Source organism: Streptomyces sp. NRRL F-525 (genome assembly GCF_000716605.1).
GTDB lineage: Bacteria > Actinomycetota > Actinomycetes > Streptomycetales > Streptomycetaceae > Streptomyces.
In genome coordinates, this window is the sequence record NZ_JNXE01000018.1 from 113,158 (window position 1) to 127,563 (window position 14,406).

The window sequence follows — 14,406 nt, forward strand, 5'->3', positions numbered from 1 at the left end:
GCTAAGGATCGTCCGCCATGCCAGTCAAGTGTGGCGTGGACCTGGGAAATCCGCTTCCTTCTTGCTCATTTGCCTGCTTGACCCACCCTGAGGCAGATCCTTAGGGTGGGGCTGTTCAGAAATGTAGACGTTGATCAGAAGAACGCACGCGCCTGTTTCAAGGGAGAGCCCGTGACGCCAGCCCCTCTCGCCGACCGGCTCAGTATCCCCAGCGGGCCGCTGTTCTTCCCCGTCACCGCGTACGGCCCCGACGGCTCCGTCGATCTCGACGTCTACCGCGCGCATGTCCGCCGGGGCGTGGAGGCCGGGGCCGCCGCCGTGTTCGCGTGCTGCGGCACCGGGGAGTTCCACGCGCTGCTGCCCGAGGAGTTCGAGGCGTGCGTCCGGGCTGCCGTGGAGGCGACTGCGGGCCGGGTGCCGGTGGTCGCGGGCGCGGGCTACGGCACCGCGCTCGCCGTACGGTACGCGCGGCTCGCGGAGGCCGCCGGGGCGGACGGGCTGCTCGCCATGCCGCCGTACCTCGTGGTCGCCGGGCAGGAGGGGCTGCTGCGGCACTACCGCGAGGTGGCCGCGGCGACGGCACTGCCCGTCATCGTCTACCAGCGCGACAACGCCGTCTTCACCCCCGCCACGGTCGTCGAACTCGCCCGCACCGAGGGCATCATCGGCTTCAAGGACGGCCTCGGCGACCTCGACCTGATGCAGCGGATCGTGAGCACGGTACGCGCCGAAGTCCCGGGCGAATTCCTCTACTTCAACGGACTCCCGACCGCCGAACAGACCCAACTCGCCTACCGGGGCATCGGTATCACCCTCTACTCCTCCGCCGTGTTCTGCTTCGTCCCCGAGATCGCGCTCGCCTTCCACCGCGCGCTGGCGACCGGCGACGACACCACGGCGAACCGTCTCCTGGACGGCTTCTATCTCCCGTTCGTCGAACTCCGCGCCCAGGGCAGGGGTTACGCCGTCTCGTTGGTCAAAGCGGGCGTACGGATGCGGGGGTTGGACGTCGGCGAGGTCCGCCCACCCCTGACCGAGCCGACCGAGGACCACGTCAAGCAGCTGGCCCAACTCATCGAGCGCGGCTATACGTTGATCGAGTCAGAGGTCGCATCGCGGATCGAGGAGGGCGCGTGAAGGCATCGGCATTCGTCTACCCCTGGGATGTCAACGGCGACCCCGAGGCGGGCGCCCGGATCGCCGAACTCGGCGTCCAGCAGGCGACCTTGGCCTCCGCGTACCACTCCACGCGCGCGCTGACCCCCCGCCACCCGCGCCACCGCATCGTCACCGCCGAGCACGCGGCCGTGCTGTATCCGCCGGACAACCGTTGGCAGGGACGGGAGTTGAGGCCGTACCCGGCGGGCGACTGGGCGCCGGGCGACGCCTACGGCGAGGCCGCGGCCTCCCTCACTGAAGCAGGCCTGGAGGTGCACACCTGGGTGGTGCTGGCCCACAACTCCCGCCTGGGCGCGGACCATCCGGACACCTCGGTGGTCAACGCCTACGGCGACCGTTACCCCTGGGCGCCCTGCATCGCGCAGCCCGCCACGCGCGCGTACCTCGTCGACCTCGCCGCCGAGGCGGCCGTACGCCCCGGCGCGCGCGGCACCGAACTGGAGTCCCTCGGCTGGTACGGCCTCGCCCACCTGCACGCCCACGACAAGACCGCCGGGGTCGGGCTCGGCGATGCCGGCCAGTACCTCATGTCCCTGTGCTTCTGCCCGACCTGCCGGGAGGGCTACGGCGAACAGGGCCTGGACGCCGAGGAGTTGGCGGCGGTCGTACGCGCCGCGCTGGAACCGGTGTGGCGGGGCGCGCCCTCCGACGGCGGCTGGGCGGGGGTCGAGAAACTCCTCGGCGACGCGAACGCGACGGCCACGCGCGCGTGGCGCGACGAGCGGGCCCGCACCCTCCAGGAGACGGCGGTCGCGGCGGTCCGGGCGGCCGCCCCCGCCGACTTCCAGGTCCTGCTCCACGCGGACCCGGAGTCGTACCACTGCGGCGCGAACGTGGGTGTGGACCCTGGGCACATCCTGTCCGTGGCCGACGGCGTGGTCGTCCCCTGTACGGCGGGCGGGGGTCTGCTGACCCCGTTCGCCGAACAGGGCGTGGACGGGGCCGTGTTGGCCGCCAACTTCACGGTGGTCTCCGGGATGGGGGGACGGCCGGGGGCACTTGCGGCCGACGCGGAACGGGCACGGAGCCTCGGGGCGACTGAACTGCGGCTCTATCACGCGGGGTTGGCGTCCGAGGGGGATTTGGGTGAGGTGCGGGGGGCGTTGGGCGGGCTCTGAGGCGGGGATGGGGGCGGGGTGGGCGACGACGGGGGTGCGTCCGGCGCAAGCACCGGCGAAGACGCCCCCGTCCCAAGCACCGCCAAGGACAAGCCCGTTGCGAGCAGCGCCACCCCGATCAGTGCCAACAGCACGCGGAAGTCGGCCAGTTCGACCAGTGCCGCCCCTGCTCCCAGCCCGATCACGCTCGGTGTGAAGATCAGGGTGTTCGCGGTGGCGGTGGCCCGGCCGAGCAGGGGACCCGGCAACTCCCGCTGTACCGCGGTGAACGCGGCGATCAGTACGCACGGCAGCCCCAGGCCGATCGCCACGGCGCCCGCCAGGACCACCGCGTCGGACGGCACCGCACGCGCGGCCACCGCGACCCCCATGAGCGCGATCCCGGCCGCCCCGAACCGCCGTTCGCCGAGCCGTCGTAGAGCGGGTCCGGAGACGAGGCCGACCGCCACCGAGCCGGTGCCCTGGGCCGCGTACAGCACGCCGGTGTAAGTGGGCGCGTGGCCCAGGCCGCCGACGATCGCGTAGTTCGTGGAGCTGCTCAGGGAGGCGAGGAACATCGTGGCGCCGCCGGCCAGGACCAGCGGACGTAGAAGAGGATGCTTCCACAACTCGCGTACGCCCTCTGCGGTTTGGGTGCGCCAGGTGCCGGTGGGGCGTTGCGGAGGTTCCTCCCGGGTGCGGATGAGCAGCCACAGGGCCGCCGCCAGCGCGAACGTGACCGCGTCCAGAGCGGCCACCGTAGGGCCGCCGAACGCCGCGTACAGGCCCGCGCCCGTCAGTGGGGCGACCAGTTTCATGCCTTCCACGGCCGTCATCCGCAGCCCGTTGAAGTCGCCGAGGAGGTCGCGGTCGACGACGGCGGCGAGGAGGGCGGACTCGGCGGGGTCCTGGACGACGATGGTGATGCCGTAGACGAACAGGACCGCGAAGAGCAGCCACAGGTCGGCGCGGGAATGGACGGCGGAGAGGGTGAGGAGGAGTGCGGCCAGGGCGAGGTTCGTCCGGATCAGCAGGGGCTTGCGGCGGACGCGGTCGGCGATCGTGCCGAGGGCCGGGCCGAACAGGGTCGGGGCCCACACCGCGAAGGTGCACAGCGCGGCGAGGCCGTTCGAGGCGGTGAGGTCCTTCACCCACACGCCGGCCGCGAGCCCGAGCGCGGACGTGCCGAAGGCGGACACGATCAGGCCCGCGAGATACAGCCCCGCGTTGCGGTCCCGCAGGATGCGGGTCACCGTCCAGTTTGTCGTCATGCCTGGTCATCGTGGGTCTAAGGCGGGGGCGGCGGCATCGGGCAGGTGCCGTAGAAACGCGCGGTGGGGGAGGCGTGGCGGGGCTGTGCGATGAGTTTCGGGGCCGCCGTTGGTCTACCTCATGAGCGGAGCCCAATACCTGAGGAGATGCGCATGACCGACGACACGATCCTCGACCTCGGCCCCCAGACCCGGGTCATCGCCCGGCTCGCCGAGGGGGTGACCGACGAGCAGCTGACGGACGGGACGCCGTGTCCCGAGCTCGCCGTACGCAACATGCTGGGACACCTGCTTGGCCTGTCCGTCGCCTTCCGCGACGCCGCGCGCAAGGACCTGGGTGTCACGACCGACACCAACCCCGGCGCCACCGCCCCGGACATCGGCCCCGACTGGCGCGACCAACTCCCCAAGGCCCTCGACGACTTGGCCGAGGCCTGGCGCGACCCGGCCGCCTGGACCGGCATGACCCGTGCGGGCGGCATCGACCTCCCCGCCGCGGTCGCCGCGGCCGTCGTCGCCGACGAACTGGTCATCCATGGCTGGGACTTGGCAGTGGCCACCGGCCGCCCCTACGCCCCCGACCCGGCCGCCCTCCAGGCGTCGCACGGCTTCCTCCTCGCGGCCACCCAGGACCCGACCCGAGGCGGCGGCATCTTCGGCCCGGTGATCCCGGTACCGGACGAAGCACCGTTGCTGGAACGGGCGTTGGGGCTGAGCGGGCGTGACCCTGGGTGGAAGGCGTAGGGGGAGTAGGAGCGGGCGGGGGGGGCTTCGGCGGGGGAGTGGCGCGCCGTGAACTGGCGGCGGTGGGGCGCCAGTTGCCGCCGTCAGCCCGCAACCGGGGCCCGGCGGCGCCGGCATGCCCGCGAGCCAAATCGTCGTAGGCCCCCCAGCCCCCCGCCTCCACCCCACTCCGAAGCCGAACCCCGTCGAACGCCGAACGCCCCGAATCCCGCCCCATATCCCACCTCGCCCCCATCCCCCACACACCACCCCGAAACCTGAGCGCAGTGGGCCCCGGAACCGTACTCTTCCCCACCATGCCTCTCAGTCTGACCGTCCTCGGCACAGCCTCACCGCATCCGCGCCCCGGCCGCCCCTGCTCCGGGTACCTGCTGCGTGGCGGCGGCGCCGAGGTGTGGGTGGACGCGGGGACGGGGACGTTCGCTGAGTTGCAGCGGCACACGGATCCGGCGCGGCTCACCGCGATCTGGATCTCGCATCTGCACGCCGACCACAGCGCCGATCTCCTCGCCGCCGCCTACGCGTTCGCCTACGGCGGGATGACCCCGACCTCCCCGATCCCGCTGTACGCCCCGCAGGACTGCGCCCGTCGGCTTGCAGGGTTCTTCGGGCAGCCGGACGTACGGTTCCTGAGCGGCGTCTTCGACTTCCGGCCGCTCTACGACGGCCACGCCGTCCGGCACTGGAACCTCCGGCTCACCGCACGTGCCGTCGCCCACGACACCGAGGCGTACGGGCTGCGCGCCGAGTGCCAGGGGAGCGTGCTCGGGTACTCCGGGGACAGCGGACCCTGCGAGGCGCTGTCCGAACTCGCGGGCGGCGCCGACGTATTCCTCTGTGAGGCCGACATCGACCGGCATCGCGAAGGCGAACGGCAGGTCCACCTCACGCCCGAGGACGCCGCCGCCTGTGCCAAGGGCGCGCGTGAACTCCTCATCACCCACGTGGGACCCACCCTCACCAGGGAAGCGGCCCTGGAACGCGCCGCCGCGATCTTCCCCGGCCGCACCTCCGCCGCGCTGGAAGGCGTCACCAAGACCATGTGAGGCCGTGCGACGGCCAGTTGCGGGTTCTTCTGTCAGAAGCATTGACGAAACAAAAGCGCGCTCCTACCTTCAACCCGTCGTACTTCGTACGTCATATATGAGACGCGATACGCGAGATCAGATACGTGAGATCCGATGGATCTGACAGATCCGATCCGCGACCGCAGCCACGTGACATCCGAGAGGCGCGCATGACCTCTGTGCCCACGCCGATCCCGTCCCGCACGCAGTACGTGCAGGAGGAGATCAAACGCCGCATCCTCACCGGACAGTTGACGCCGGGTCAGCCCCTGGTCGAGACCGACCTCGCCGCACAGTTCGGGGTGTCCAAGACCCCGGTGCGCGAGGCGCTCAAGACCCTGGCCGGTACCGGGCTCGTCGTGATGAACCAGTACAAGGGCGTCACGGTGCGCATGGTGGACGCGGACATGGCGCGCGAGGTGTACGACGTACGGCTGCTCCTCGAACCCGAGGCTCTGCGCCGTGCCGTAAGGCGCAACGCCTCCCTCGACGACGCCCGCGCCGCGCTGACCCGCGCGGACGAGGCCACCGACACCGCCGAACGCTCCCTCGCCAACCGGGAGTTCCACCGCGCCCTGTACCTGCCGTGCGGCAACCCGCTGCTCGGCCGGATGCTCGACGAGGTCCGCGACCAGGCCGCCCTCGTCTCCGCCGTCGCCTGGGCCGCCTCGCCCTCCTGGGAACGGGAGGCCGGCGAACACCGCGAGATCCTGCGCCTCGCCCTCGACGGCGACGCGGACGGCGCGGCCACCGCACTGCACGCCCACATCGCGTCGTTCGTCCAACGGGCCTTCCCCGGCACCGAGTTGGGAACCCAGGGAGAGGACGGTCAAGCATGACAGCGGCGTTCGAGGCCCAACGCACCGCCCTGGCCGACGTGGTGGCCATCCCGGTGACCCCGTTCGCCGAGGACGGCAGCGTCGACCAGGACACCCACCGGGCCCTGCTCCGCCGCCTCCTCGACGGCGGCGTCGGCATCCTCACGCCGAACGGGAACACCGGCGAGTTCTACGCCCTCACCCCTCAAGAGCGGCGGCTCGTAACGGAGTTGACCATCGACGAGGCGGGCGACCGCGCCGCGATCCTCGTCGGCGTCGGACACGACGTACCCACCGCCATCGCCTCCGCCCACCACGCCCGCGACCTCGGCGCCCAGATGGTGATGGTCCATCAGCCCGTCCACCCGTACGTCTCGCAGGACGGCTGGGTCGACTACCACCGCGCCATCGCCGAGGCCGTGCCCGACCTGGGCGTCGTCCCGTACATCCGCAACGCCCAGCTCCTCGGCGCCCGCCTCGCCGAACTCGCCGACGACTGCCCGAACGTGATCGGCGTCAAGTACGCCGTCCCGGACGCGGCCCGCTTCGCCGCCTTCGCCCGGGACGCGGGGCTCGAACGCTTCGTGTGGGTCGCCGGGCTGGCCGAACCGTACGCGCCCTCCTACTTCTCGGCGGGCGCCACCGGCTTCACCTCAGGGCTCGTGAACGTCGCCCCGTCCGTCTCGCTGAACATGATCGAAGCGCTTCGATCAGGGGACTATCCGGGCGCGATGAAGGTGTGGGAGCAGATCCGCCGATTCGAGGAGCTAAGGGCGGCGAACGGCTCCGCGAACAACGTCACGATCGTCAAGGAAGCGCTTGCGTCCCTCGGCCTGTGTCGCCGGGACGTCCGCCCGCCCAGCAGGCCCCTGCCCGAGAACGAGCGCGCCGAGGTCGCCGCGATAGCCTCCGGATGGTCCGTATGAAGTCACCGGACGAGCTCAGAAGCCACCAGTGGTACGGCACCGACGGGCTGCGCTCCTTCAGCCACCGCGCCCGCACCCGCCAGCTCGGCTACCTCCCCGAGGAACACCTGGGCAAGCCCGTCATCGCGATCCTCAACACCTGGTCCGACATCAACCCCTGTCATGTGCACCTCCGTGAGCGCGCGCAGGCCGTGAAGCGCGGGGTGTGGCAGGCCGGCGGCTTCCCGCTCGAATTCCCGGTCGCCACCCTCAGCGAGACCTTCCAGAAGCCGACCCCGATGCTCTACCGCAACCTCCTCGCGATGGAGACGGAGGAGCTGCTGCGGTCGTACCCCGTGGACGGCGCCGTGCTGATGGGCGGCTGCGACAAGTCGACCCCCGCGCTGCTCATGGGCGCCGCCTCCGTCGACCTGCCCACCGTCTTCGTCCCCGCCGGGCCGATGCTGCCGGGCCACTGGCGCAACGAGATCCTCGGCTCCGGCACCGACATGTGGAAGTACTGGGACGACAAGCGCGCCGGCCTCATCGGCGAGTGCGAGCTGACCGAACTGGAGAGCGGCCTCGCGCGCTCGCCGGGGCACTGCATGACCATGGGGACGGCGTCCACGCTGACGGCCGCGGCGGAGGCGCTCGGGGTGACCGTGCCGGGTGCGTCGAGCATCCCCGCCGTGGACTCGGGGCACGATCGGATGGCCGCGCAATCCGGCATGAGGATCGTTGAACAAGTCCACAAGGGGCGTGTTCTCTCGTCGATCCTCACCCAGGAGGCCTTCGAGGACGCGGTCACCACCGTCCTCGGCCTCGGCGGCTCCACCAACGCCGTGATCCACCTGATCGCCATGGCCGGCCGCGCGGGTGTCCGCCTCACCCTCGACGACTTCGACCGGATCGCCCGCACGGTCCCGGTCCTCGCGAACGTACGGCCCGGCGGACAGACGTACCTCATGGAGGACTTCCACTTCGCGGGAGGCCTCCCCGGCTTCCTCTCCCGCATCACCGACCTGCTCCACCTCGACCGGCCGACGGTCTCGTACGACACCCTCGGCGAGCAGCTCGCGGGCGCGCAGGTGCACAACGACGACGTGATCCGACCCCGCGACAACCCGGTCGCGAGCGAGGGCGGGGTCGCCGTCCTGCGCGGCAACCTCTGCCCGGACGGCGCCGTCATCAAGCACATCGCCGCCGAACCCCACCTGCTCAAGCACACCGGCCCCGCGGTCGTCTTCGACGACTACCGGACCATGCAACGCACCATCAACGAACCGGAGTTGGGCATCACCGCCGACAGCGTGCTGGTGCTGCGCAACGCGGGCCCCAAGGGCGGCCCCGGCATGCCCGAATACGGCATGCTCCCGCTCCCCGACCACCTCCTCAAGCAGGGCGTCCGGGACATGGTCCGCATCTCCGACGCCCGGATGAGCGGGACGAGTTACGGCACGTGCGTGCTGCACATCGCGCCCGAGTCGTACGTCGGCGGACCACTGGCGCTCGTACGGACCGGGGACACCATCACCCTGGACGTCGAGGCGCGCACCCTCCAACTCAACGTGGACGACGAGGAGTTGGAGCGACGCAGGGCGGAGTGGACACCGCCGCCCGCACGGTACGAGCGCGGTTACGGCGCGCTCTACAACGACCAGATCACCCAGGCGGACACCGGCTGCGACTTCGAGTTCCTGGCCCGGCCGGGCAAGGTGCCTGACCCGTACGCCGGTTGAGCACCTTCCGCATGCCCATCGAGCAAGCGCTTCCTGCATCGAGCGTCCTGCATCGAGCGTCCTGCACTGAGCGTCCTGCACTGAGCGTTCCTGTACTGAACGGAGAACAGTCATGGCCCAAGCCGCAGCCGTGGCGAAACCGCCCGCGCCACCCCGGCGGCGCCGTGCCTCCGCGACCCCGCGCAGGCTCCCGTACCTGCTGATCGCCCCGGCGGCCCTGCTCATGCTGGGCTTCATCGCCTACCCGGTCATCAGCGTCTTCTACTACAGCCTGCAGAACTACAACCCCACCAAGCCGTGGCGCAACGGCTTCGCGGGCCTCGACAACTTCACCCAGGCTTTCACCAACGACCCGCAGTTCTGGGACACGTTGACGTTCAGCGCCAAGTGGGTCGTCGTCGAGGTGGGCCTGCAACTGCTCTTCGGCCTGGCCCTCGCACTGATCGTGAACCAGACCTTCGTGGGCCGTTCCATCGGCCGCGCGCTGGTGTTCTCCCCGTGGGCCGTGTCGGGCGTCCTGACCTCCGCGATCTGGGTGCTGCTCTACAACTCCCAGACGGGCGTGACCCGTTACCTCGCCGACATGGGAATCGGCCAGTACGGCACGAGTTGGCTCTCCGACCCCTCAACCGTCTTCTCCGCAGCGGTGGTCGCGGACCTCTGGCGAGGGGTCCCCTTCTTCGCGATCCTCATCCTCGCCGACCTGCAGTCCGTGTCGAAGGACCTCTACGAGGCCGCCGAGGTCGACGGCGCGAGCCGCTTCCAGCAGTTCCGGAACATCACCCTGCCGCACCTCAAGGACGCGATCGTCCTGTCCACACTGCTGCGCGCGGTCTGGGAGTTCAACAACGTCGACCTGCTCTACACCCTGACCGGCGGCGGCCCGGCCGGCGAGACGACCACGCTCCCGCTCTACGTCGCCAACACCAGCGTCGAGGCCCACAACTTCGGCTACGCGTCAGCCCTCACCACGGTCGCGTTCGTGATCCTGCTCTTCTTCTCGATCGTCTATCTGCGCCTGAGCAAGTTCGGAGGCGGCGACAAGTGATCACCGAGATCGCCCCGGCCCGCGAGGGGGAGTCCGCCGCCCCGCAGCAGCCGCGCAAGGTCCGCCGCGCCTGGGACGAGGTCCCGCGCTGGCAGATCTACGTCCCCCTGGGGATCTACCTCGTCTTCACCCTGATCCCCTTCTACTGGATCCTCCTCTTCGCGTTCCGCCCGGCCGGTTCAACCTCGCTCGTGCCCTGGCCGATGACCTTCGACCACTTCCAGAAGGTGTGGACGGAACGCAGCTTCGGCGTCTACTTCCAGAACAGCGTCTACGTCGGCGTCGCCACCCTGATCCTCACCACCGTGGTCGCGCTGGCCGGCGGCTACGCGCTCGCCCGTTTCGAGTTCAGGATCAAACGCGCGTTCATGCTGGCCCTGCTCTGCTCCCAATTCGTGCCGGGCGCCCTGCTGTTGGTCCCGCTGTTCCAGATCTTCGCCAAGCTCCAGATGATCAACTCGCTCGGCAGCGTCGTCATCGCGGAGACCGTCTTCCAGCTGCCACTCTCGATGATCCTGATCAGCGGCTTCATCAGGAACGTCCCGCAGTCCCTGGAGGAGGCCGCCTGGGTCGACGGCTGTAACCGCTTCGCCGCGTTCCGCATCGTCGTCCTCCCGCTGCTGCGGCCCGGGTTGATCGCCGTCGGCTCCTTCGCCTTCGTGCACGCCTGGAACCACTTCCTGTTCGCCCTGATGTTCCTGTCCGACCAGAGCAAGCAGACGATCCCGGTCGGCCTCAACACCCTGATGGGCGCCGACAGCGTCGACCTCGGAGCGCTCGCCGCGGGCGGCATCATCGCGGCCGTACCGGTGGTGATCGTGTTCGCCTTCATCCAGAAGTGGCTGATCACCGGCTTCAGCGCGGGGGCGGTGAAGGGATGAGGCAACCGCTTACCCTGCTGACGAAGATCGTCGAAGCAGGGAGAATCCCATGAACCCCACCACCGGTCCTACGACCGTCACCACACCTGCGGCTACGGCAGTCACGCCGCCCGTCTCCATCGTCCTCGCCGGTGCGCGCGGTCACGGCCGCTGGCACGTCGAGAACATCCGCCGGCTCCAGGACAAGGGGCTCGTACGCCTCGTCGGCATCTGCGAGCTGACCCCGCTGACCGAGGAGGAGTTCGGGGGCGAACTCCCCGCGCAGTCACCGGACTTCGGCGGGCTCCTCGACTCCACCGGCGCCCAGGTCGCGGTGATCTGCACCCCGATCCCGACCCACACCGACCTCGCCCTGGCCGCCGCGAAGCGGGGCGTGCACCTGCTGCTGGAGAAGCCGCCCGCGCCCTCGTACGCCGAGTTCCGGCGCATGGCCGACGGGGTCGCCGCCGCCGGAGTGGTCTGCCAGATCGGGTTCCAGTCGCTCGGCTCGCACGCCGTGCCCGCGGTCCGCGAACTGATCGAGAAGGGCGCGATCGGCACGCTGACCGGCGTCGGCGGCGCCGGTGCCTGGGCCCGCGACGAGGCCTACTACCGGCGCGCCCCCTGGGCGGGCAAGCGGCGCCTGAACGGCGTCGACGTCATCGACGGCGCGCTCACCAACCCCCTCGCGCACGCCGTCGCCACCGCCCTCGCGCTCAACGACACGACCCGCGCCGAGGACGTCGTCCGCATCGAGACCGAACTCGTCCGCGCCAACGACATCGAGTCCGACGACACCTCCTGCGTCCGCGTCACCACCGTCCAGGGCCGCCCGGTCACCGTCGCGGTGACCCTGTGCGCCGAACACCCCGGCGAGCCCTACGTGTTGGTGCACGGCACCGAGGGCCGGATCACCTACTGGTACAAGCAGGACCGCGTCCTGCTCCAGCGCGCGGGCCACGGCCCGGAGGAGTTCGAGTACGGCAGCACGGACCTGCTGGAGAACCTGGTCGCCCATCTCACCGACGGCGACGCCCTGTTGGTCGAACCGGACGCAACCGGCGCCTTCATGAAGGTCGTCGAGGCGATCCGCGAGGCCCCCGACCCGGCCCCGCTGCCCACCGACGCCTGGCACCTCATCCCCGCGGAGAACCGCCGGGTCGTCCCCGGCATCGACGCACTGGTCACGGCGGCGGCCGACACCCTCGCCCTCTACTCAGAGCTGGGCGCCTCCTGGGCCCCACCGAAAGAGGTGAGCACCTGATGATCACCCATGACACGCCGGTGCTGCGCGTCGCGGGCCGCCCGGTCGCCCGGTACGTCACCCGGCCCGAGCTGCCCGACCGGCTCTCCCCGCGCCCGTATCTGCACCCCGTGACCACCCTGGCGGGCACGGCGGTCACCGAGCTGAGCCCCGTCGACCACACCCACCACCTCGGCGTCGGTGTCGCCGTTCCCGACGTCGAGGGGCACAACTTCTGGGGCGGCCGCACCTACGTCCAGGGCCAGGGCCCCACGGAACTGGACAACCACGGCGCCCAACGCCACGCCGGCTTCCAGCTCCGCGACCCCGACGGCTTCGTGGAGGAACTCCGCTGGGTCGCCTCCGGCGCCGAACTGCTCCGCGAACGCCGTACGGTCGCCGCCACCGAACTCACCGACAGCGCCTGGGCGTTGGACTTCACCTTCTCCCTCACCAACGTCACTCCGGACACCCTCTCGATCGGCAGCCCCGCCACGAACGGCCGCCCCGGCGCGGCCTACGGCGGCTTCTTCTGGCGGGCCCGCAAGGAGGCCGAGACCCCGAGCGTCTTCACCGCCGACCACGAGGGCGAACCGGAGGTCCACGGCACCCGCGCCGACTGGCTCGCCCTCGCCGGCACCGGCTGGACCCTGGTCTTCGCGGGCGCCACGGACCGCTCCCGCCAGGACCCGTGGTTCGTCCGCACCGCCGAATACCCGGGCGTGGGCGCGTCGTTGGCGTCGGACGAGCGGCTGCCGATACCGCCCGGCGACACGGTCGTACGACGGATCGTCACCGTCGTGGCCGATGGCTGCCTCTCCCGTGCCGAGGCCGCCGCGCTCGTGCGGAAGGCGGTCGGCCAGTGACCCACGAGACGTACACCAACCCCGTCCTGAACGCCGACTGGTCCGACCCGGACGTCATCCGCGTCGGCGACGACTTCTACCTCACCGCGTCCAGCTTCGGCCGCGTCCCGGGCCTGCCCCTGCTGCACTCCCGCGACCTGGTCAACTGGACCCTGGTCGGCCACGCCCTCCAACGCCTGGAACCGGCACGGGAGTTCAGGACCCCGCGCCACGACTGCGGTGTCTGGGCACCGGCGTTGAGGTACCACGACGAACGCTTCTGGATCTTCTGGGGCGACCCCGACCAGGGCATCTTCCAGGTCAACGCCCCCGAGATACGCGGCCCTTGGACCCGCCCGCACCTCCTCAAGGAGGGCAAGGGCCTGATCGACCCGTGCCCCCTGTGGGACGACGACAACGACGAAGCCTATCTCGTCCACGCCTGGGCCAAGTCCCGCGCGGGGATCAAGAACCGCCTCACCGGCCACCGTATGCACCCCGACGCCACGACCCTCCTCGACGACGGCAAGGTGATCGTCGACGCGGACCGCATCCCCGGCTGGTTCACCCTGGAGGGCCCCAAACTCCACCAGCACGACGGCTGGTTCTGGATCCTGGCCCCCGCAGGGGGAGTTGAGACCGGCTGGCAGGGCGCACTCCGCTCACGCGGCTTCTTCGGCCCGTATGAGGAGAAGGTCGTCCTGGAACAAGGAGACACCGACATCAACGGCCCCCACCAGGGCGCGTGGGTGCGCACCCCGTCCGGCGAGGACTGGTTCCTGCACTTCCAACAGCGGGGCGCCTACGGCCGGTTGGTCCACCTCCAGCCGATGCGCTGGGACGCCGAGGGCTGGCCGGTCATCGGCGACGCGGGCGCCCCCGTAGCCGTACACCGGAAACCGGACCTCCCGCCGCAGCCGCCGGCCGCGCCCGCCACCGACGACGACTTCCCCGGCGGACGGTACGGCCGCCAGTGGCAGTGGACGGCGAACCCCCAGGACGGCTGGGCCACCCACCACTCCGGCGACGGCCTGCGCCTGACCTGCGCCCGCACCGCCGACGCCCACGACCTGCGCCGCCTCCCGAACCTCCTCACCCAGCGACTCCCCGCCGCACCGGTCGCCGTAGAGGTCGAACTGCGGCTGCACAGCGAGGAGTTGGGGGCGCGGGCCGGACTCGCCGTGCTCGGCGACGCGTACAGCTGGATCGGACTTCAGCGGGGCGCGGACGGTGAGGTGCGGTTCGTCCACCGTTTCGCCGAGCCCGTCGCCGAGCGCGAACGGGACGCGGGGGAGTCCTGCCTCGCCCCCGAGGGCCGGGTCCGGCTGCGCGTCGAGATCGGCTCGGGGGCGCGGTGCCGTTTCTTCTACGACGTCGGGGGCGGGCCACGGCCGAGTGGTCAGGTCTTCGCCGCCACCCCCTGGCGCTGGGTCGGCGCCCTGCTCGGGCTGTTCGCGCTCGCGCCCGTCGGCACGGGACATGCCGGCGCGGCCGGTTTCACGCGGTTCCGGATCAGTTCTCTCTGACTCACCCTGCCCGTCCGCCTGTTGGGAGTCGCAATGACGCACCTCCGTGGCAAGCGCTTGCCCA

The 14,406-nt window shown here is 70.8% G+C and carries 13 protein-coding genes; 12 read left to right on the plus strand and 1 reads right to left on the minus strand.

What is annotated here, in order from left to right; translation table 11 throughout:
• The first annotated feature begins 171 nt into the window (after positions 1 to 171).
• A complete protein-coding gene (locus OO69_RS25865; protein ID WP_033283168.1) occupies positions 172 to 1,137 on the plus strand; it encodes a 5-dehydro-4-deoxyglucarate dehydratase in 966 nt (321 codons plus the stop codon).
• Positions 1,134 to 2,297 (plus strand): hypothetical protein, encoded by a 1,164-nt coding sequence (locus OO69_RS25870; protein WP_033283169.1) that lies wholly within the window; start codon positions 1,134 to 1,136, stop codon positions 2,295 to 2,297. Before OO69_RS25865 ends, OO69_RS25870 begins: the two co-directional genes overlap by 4 nt.
• Here the strand turns inward: OO69_RS25870 and OO69_RS25875 are convergent.
• Positions 2,234 to 3,547 (minus strand): MFS transporter, encoded by a 1,314-nt coding sequence (locus tag OO69_RS25875; RefSeq protein ID WP_033283170.1) that lies wholly within the window; start codon positions 3,545 to 3,547, stop codon positions 2,234 to 2,236. The genes OO69_RS25870 and OO69_RS25875 overlap by 64 nt on opposite strands.
• A gap of 153 nt (positions 3,548 to 3,700) precedes the next feature.
• On the opposite strand from OO69_RS25875, the gene OO69_RS25880 reads away from it, so the two are divergent.
• The 10 genes from OO69_RS25880 to OO69_RS25925 all read left to right on the plus strand — a co-directional run bounded on the left by OO69_RS25880 (position 3,701) and on the right by OO69_RS25925 (position 14,342).
• Entirely contained in the window at positions 3,701 to 4,291 is a 591-nt protein-coding gene (locus OO69_RS25880) for a TIGR03086 family metal-binding protein (RefSeq protein WP_033283171.1), read from the plus strand.
• 296 nt (positions 4,292 to 4,587) lie between these two features.
• Entirely contained in the window at positions 4,588 to 5,337 is a 750-nt protein-coding gene (locus OO69_RS25885) for an MBL fold metallo-hydrolase (RefSeq protein WP_033283223.1), read from the plus strand.
• Positions 5,338 to 5,528: 191 nt separating this feature from the next.
• Complete coding sequence (locus tag OO69_RS25890; protein WP_033283172.1) at positions 5,529 to 6,197, plus strand: GntR family transcriptional regulator; 669 nt, start codon at positions 5,529 to 5,531, stop codon at positions 6,195 to 6,197.
• On the plus strand, positions 6,194 to 7,102 hold the full coding sequence (locus tag OO69_RS25895; protein ID WP_033283173.1) for a dihydrodipicolinate synthase family protein: 909 nt from the start codon (positions 6,194 to 6,196) through the stop codon (positions 7,100 to 7,102). Before OO69_RS25890 ends, OO69_RS25895 begins: the two co-directional genes overlap by 4 nt.
• Positions 7,090 to 8,820 carry an L-arabinonate dehydratase gene (gene araD / locus OO69_RS25900; RefSeq protein WP_033283174.1) on the plus strand — a complete coding sequence of 577 codons (1,731 nt, stop codon included), beginning with the start codon at positions 7,090 to 7,092 and terminating at the stop codon, positions 8,818 to 8,820. Before OO69_RS25895 ends, araD begins: the two co-directional genes overlap by 13 nt.
• A gap of 112 nt (positions 8,821 to 8,932) precedes the next feature.
• A complete protein-coding gene (locus OO69_RS25905) occupies positions 8,933 to 9,868 on the plus strand; it encodes a carbohydrate ABC transporter permease (RefSeq protein ID WP_033283175.1) in 936 nt (311 codons plus the stop codon).
• Positions 9,865 to 10,749 (plus strand): carbohydrate ABC transporter permease, encoded by an 885-nt coding sequence (locus OO69_RS25910; RefSeq protein ID WP_033283176.1) that lies wholly within the window; start codon positions 9,865 to 9,867, stop codon positions 10,747 to 10,749. The genes OO69_RS25905 and OO69_RS25910 overlap by 4 nt, the downstream gene beginning before the upstream one ends.
• Positions 10,750 to 10,798: 49 nt before the next feature.
• Complete coding sequence (locus OO69_RS25915) at positions 10,799 to 11,992, plus strand: Gfo/Idh/MocA family protein (protein WP_033283177.1); 1,194 nt, start codon at positions 10,799 to 10,801, stop codon at positions 11,990 to 11,992.
• Positions 11,992 to 12,837 carry a PmoA family protein gene (locus OO69_RS25920; protein ID WP_033283178.1) on the plus strand — a complete coding sequence of 282 codons (846 nt, stop codon included), beginning with the start codon at positions 11,992 to 11,994 and terminating at the stop codon, positions 12,835 to 12,837. Before OO69_RS25915 ends, OO69_RS25920 begins: the two co-directional genes overlap by 1 nt.
• The gene (locus OO69_RS25925) at positions 12,834 to 14,342 is read left to right on the plus strand and encodes a glycoside hydrolase 43 family protein (protein ID WP_033283179.1); all 1,509 of its coding nucleotides are present in this window, start codon (positions 12,834 to 12,836) and stop codon (positions 14,340 to 14,342) included. The genes OO69_RS25920 and OO69_RS25925 overlap by 4 nt, the downstream gene beginning before the upstream one ends.
• Positions 14,343 to 14,406 lie beyond the last annotated feature (64 nt).

Bases quoted from the DNA above. Each gene is read 5' to 3' on its own strand.
- OO69_RS25885 (WP_033283223.1), top strand. From the start codon at position 4,588: ATGCCTCTCAGTCTGACCGTCCTCGGCACAGCCTCACCGCATCCGCGC.
- OO69_RS25915 (WP_033283177.1), top strand. From the start codon at position 10,799: ATGAACCCCACCACCGGTCCTACGACCGTCACCACACCTGCGGCTACG.
- OO69_RS25880 (WP_033283171.1), top strand. From the start codon at position 3,701: ATGACCGACGACACGATCCTCGACCTCGGCCCCCAGACCCGGGTCATC.
- OO69_RS25890 (WP_033283172.1), top strand. From the start codon at position 5,529: ATGACCTCTGTGCCCACGCCGATCCCGTCCCGCACGCAGTACGTGCAG.
- OO69_RS25895 (WP_033283173.1), top strand. From the start codon at position 6,194: ATGACAGCGGCGTTCGAGGCCCAACGCACCGCCCTGGCCGACGTGGTG.
- araD (WP_033283174.1), top strand. From the start codon at position 7,090: ATGGTCCGTATGAAGTCACCGGACGAGCTCAGAAGCCACCAGTGGTAC.
- OO69_RS25875 (WP_033283170.1), bottom strand. From the start codon at position 3,547: ATGACGACAAACTGGACGGTGACCCGCATCCTGCGGGACCGCAACGCG.
- OO69_RS25905 (WP_033283175.1), top strand. From the start codon at position 8,933: ATGGCCCAAGCCGCAGCCGTGGCGAAACCGCCCGCGCCACCCCGGCGG.
- OO69_RS25920 (WP_033283178.1), top strand. From the start codon at position 11,992: ATGATCACCCATGACACGCCGGTGCTGCGCGTCGCGGGCCGCCCGGTC.